General features: G+C 48.6%; 3 protein-coding genes. All 3 read right to left on the bottom strand.

What is annotated here, in order from left to right:
* The coding region (locus tag ABD07_RS14015; protein ID WP_160818805.1) for a methane monooxygenase/ammonia monooxygenase subunit B at window positions 1-1,010 on the bottom strand (1,010 nt) is incomplete at its 3' end.
* Window positions 1,010-1,834 (bottom strand): methane monooxygenase/ammonia monooxygenase subunit A, encoded by an 825-nt coding sequence (locus ABD07_RS14010; protein ID WP_090322876.1) that lies wholly within the window; start codon window positions 1,832-1,834, stop codon window positions 1,010-1,012. The genes ABD07_RS14015 and ABD07_RS14010, both read right to left, overlap by 1 nt.
* A gap of 170 nt (window positions 1,835-2,004) precedes the next feature.
* Window positions 2,005-2,811: a methane monooxygenase/ammonia monooxygenase subunit C gene (locus ABD07_RS14005; RefSeq protein WP_090322878.1), complete on the bottom strand. Its 807-nt coding sequence runs from the start codon at window positions 2,809-2,811 to the stop codon at window positions 2,005-2,007.
* Window positions 2,812-3,082 lie beyond the last annotated feature (271 nt).

Raw genomic sequence — 3,082 nt, 5'->3', positions numbered from 1 at the left:
AGGTGTTTACGGCCCAGTTCGTTCACAAAGCGTACGCCTGCTGTTGTGAATTCACCGATGTTAATCGCTGTGTCACCGTTGTTGGTGATTTCCATCGTTACACGCAGTGCACGGCCAGGTACGTCGTAGTTAGCGTGTGTTACTTTGATTGCAACTGGATTCGGTGCAATCGGTAACGGTGCTACTTTCGATTCGCCTGCTTGGATCGGTACGGTGTATGGGTGTACGCTTTCGGTGTAACGATAGCCGCCCCAAACAATCGCGCAGGTCAGAATTGCTACTGCCAGACCTACTTTTCTGTCCGTTGGGGAGGTTAACAGTTCGTCACCATACGCCAGCAGTACGCGGCTACGTGGCAGGAACATCGGTTTCGCTACAAAGTAGCCAATCCAGAAGCAGCCTAAGCCTAGCCATACGATGTGCCAGAATATACCGTTGCTGAAGTTGAACGTTTCCAGGTCAATGGTTTTACCAGTCAGTGTGGTCACTGGGTTGGTAAAGTCATCCCAGCTGCCGGAGATGTTCATCCATGAGGCTGGACCTGCAATAGGACCTGCATCTTTGATGTTGACCATCGCGTGCATGTGATGACGTCCTGGAATACGTGCTTTCAGTCTGACTTCAAATGCATAGTCACGGCCAATTTCCAGAGGACCGGAAATAAACGTGGGTTCGCCGTTCAGTTTGGTGCTTAAACGTACAAACACCGGGCTTGGGCTACCTACGTTAAAGAAGGCGCGTGTTGGTTTACCTACCGCACGTGGCCAATCTTCCGCCAAGTGAAAATTACCGGTCATCGTCGCAATGTCGTTGACTTTGGTGACTTTCGGTTGCCATTTCAAGTCGTACCATTGAATACTACGCATACGCAGGAACGGTTCTTGTGAACGTTCACCGTGTGCCGCTGCCGTTTTAACATCCAGCGTCAGCGTCATCGCCAGCGAGGCCGCTCCAATCGCTGCTCCATACAGGCCTAATACGCCCAGTTTAAATATGCTTCTTATATTCATTATCTAATCCCCTGTGCAAAGCCTTTTTCACCAAACGCGGTTACGTCGTTCTTCATTGATATGCGTCCTCTTTCTCCTTTAACATAGTAGAAAGCGGTGCAGTACAGTTTGCCAAAGTACCACCATACGCAGAACATCAGCATGGATACGAACGCTGCGAAGAACGCTGCAATCACTGTGGTGTGTCCACCAAAGGTGCGCAGTGAGCCTTGCTCAATCAGGCGAACATATTCAGGGGTACCGGTACGTACGTACAGGAAGCCTGTGTAGTCAGCTACTGACAGCAATACGCCTTCAACTACCACTGGTAAGTGGGTTGGGCCAAATATCGGCCAGTTGCCTGGGTAGAAGAATAAGCCAAAGAATCCGCCGCCTAACAGGGCTGTGATCAGCCAGTTACCGGTCAGCAACATGATCGTATCCATCATCAACGCGCCTGGTATCATGGTCGATGGCAGTACAAAGTTGATCGGATAGTGTGACCACCAGTAGAAGCCCCAGTAACGGGTCAGCCATTCACCTACTAACAGGCATACGATACAGAGTGTCGCGCCAAATGGCAGGCGGTAGTTTACCCACAGGTAATACATCAGGGCTGCACAGTACATGATACCTACAATCGGTGTTACAACCGGCCACCATTGACGGTCTTTCCAATCCAACCAGAAATCCCAGTCTCCTGCCAGCAGCATGAAGTGCATGTGATAGGTTCCTACCAGCAATATACACAGAATCGGAAAATATACCGCATCTATGTATCTGGACATCTTGACCGCTTCCGGCACCATCTTGGCCGCTGCTAAAATTTCGTCTGTTCTACTCACTAGACCCTCCCTTCTTCATTTCGTGTGATATTAAATTATGAAAACTTGACGATTCCCTTGCTTCTTCTTGTCGTCCGCTTTTTGCTCGTTTTCATTACTGCATAGTTACTTAAGTCTTCTTATCCTTCCGCCCGTATCTCACAGGCGGGAAGGATGCGTTGCATTCAGAATTAAGGAACGATACGGTTGTTCAGAATGTCTCTGCTTGAGCCGTTCCAGGTTACGTCGGTCAGGTTCGAGTAACGGGTGATGATTTGTGCTGCAATACCACCCGAGAATAAACCTGCCCAGCCCAGAATCACAAAGCCCCAGTGCAGTGGCGCGCTAAACAGTTCTTCCATGAACCAGAATGCATGACCCCATTCGTTCAAACCTACGTTTGGCAGAATCATCAGCGGGCCGGCAATTGCCATAACCAACGGGAACGATGTGCCGCGGCTGTACAGTGGCAGACGGGTCATCGCGTACAGGTATGACGCTACGCCACACACGATGTACATTGGAAATGAACCATAGAACACCACCACGTGACTTGGGGTGAAGCTGGTGTCACGAATAATCACTTGGTGCCATGATGCGTCTTGTTCGGTGAAGAAGCTGCCGCCCCAGTAAACACCAAACAGATACACGCCCAGCCACATCATCCAGTAGAAATAACGTTTGATTTCCAGCTTGGTGTCTAAGTTGTCCAGTTGTTCTTTGGTGTCACGGGTTTTCAGTATCCAACCCCAGGTTACTAATGCAAACAAAGGCATCAGGGTCATGTGTACGCGCCACAGGCCCATCCATACTTTGTCAAATTCCGGTTCCATCGAGTCCATACCGTGTGAGTATGCAAACGTTCTTTGGTACCAGATCCAGAATATCGCTACCAACAGCATTGTTAACATGCCCAGCTTGTAGTACTTCGAGTCGTACCACAGGGACATGTCATAGCTTGCGCTTGATGCACTTGACGTGCCGTAAGTTGTTGCCATGTTTCTACCTCCTAACTGTTAATCAAAACTACTTCTCGTTCTTTTACTCTTCTACTTCTAATACTAATTAATTAGTACTGCTTTTGTCTCGGCAGCTAAATTAACCTATTTTTACCCTTAATTTAACCACACCTCTCAGGCTAGTCGACCTTACCCCTCAAAGTCAAGTCATTTGTCATAAAATCTCCTACCCAACCCCAGGGATTTAATCTCCTCTCCTCCTCTTTTCCCCTTTATCTACAAGGATTAATTATCTGTACCTCATTGCCCG

The sequence above is a fragment of the Nitrosomonas oligotropha genome, from assembly GCF_009833085.1.
GTDB lineage: Bacteria > Pseudomonadota > Gammaproteobacteria > Burkholderiales > Nitrosomonadaceae > Nitrosomonas > Nitrosomonas oligotropha.
This window is presented reverse-complemented; position numbering and strand designations above follow the sequence as displayed.

Bases quoted from the DNA above. Each gene is read 5' to 3' on its own strand.
- ABD07_RS14005 (WP_090322878.1), bottom strand. From the start codon at position 2,811: ATGGCAACAACTTACGGCACGTCAAGTGCATCAAGCGCAAGCTATGAC.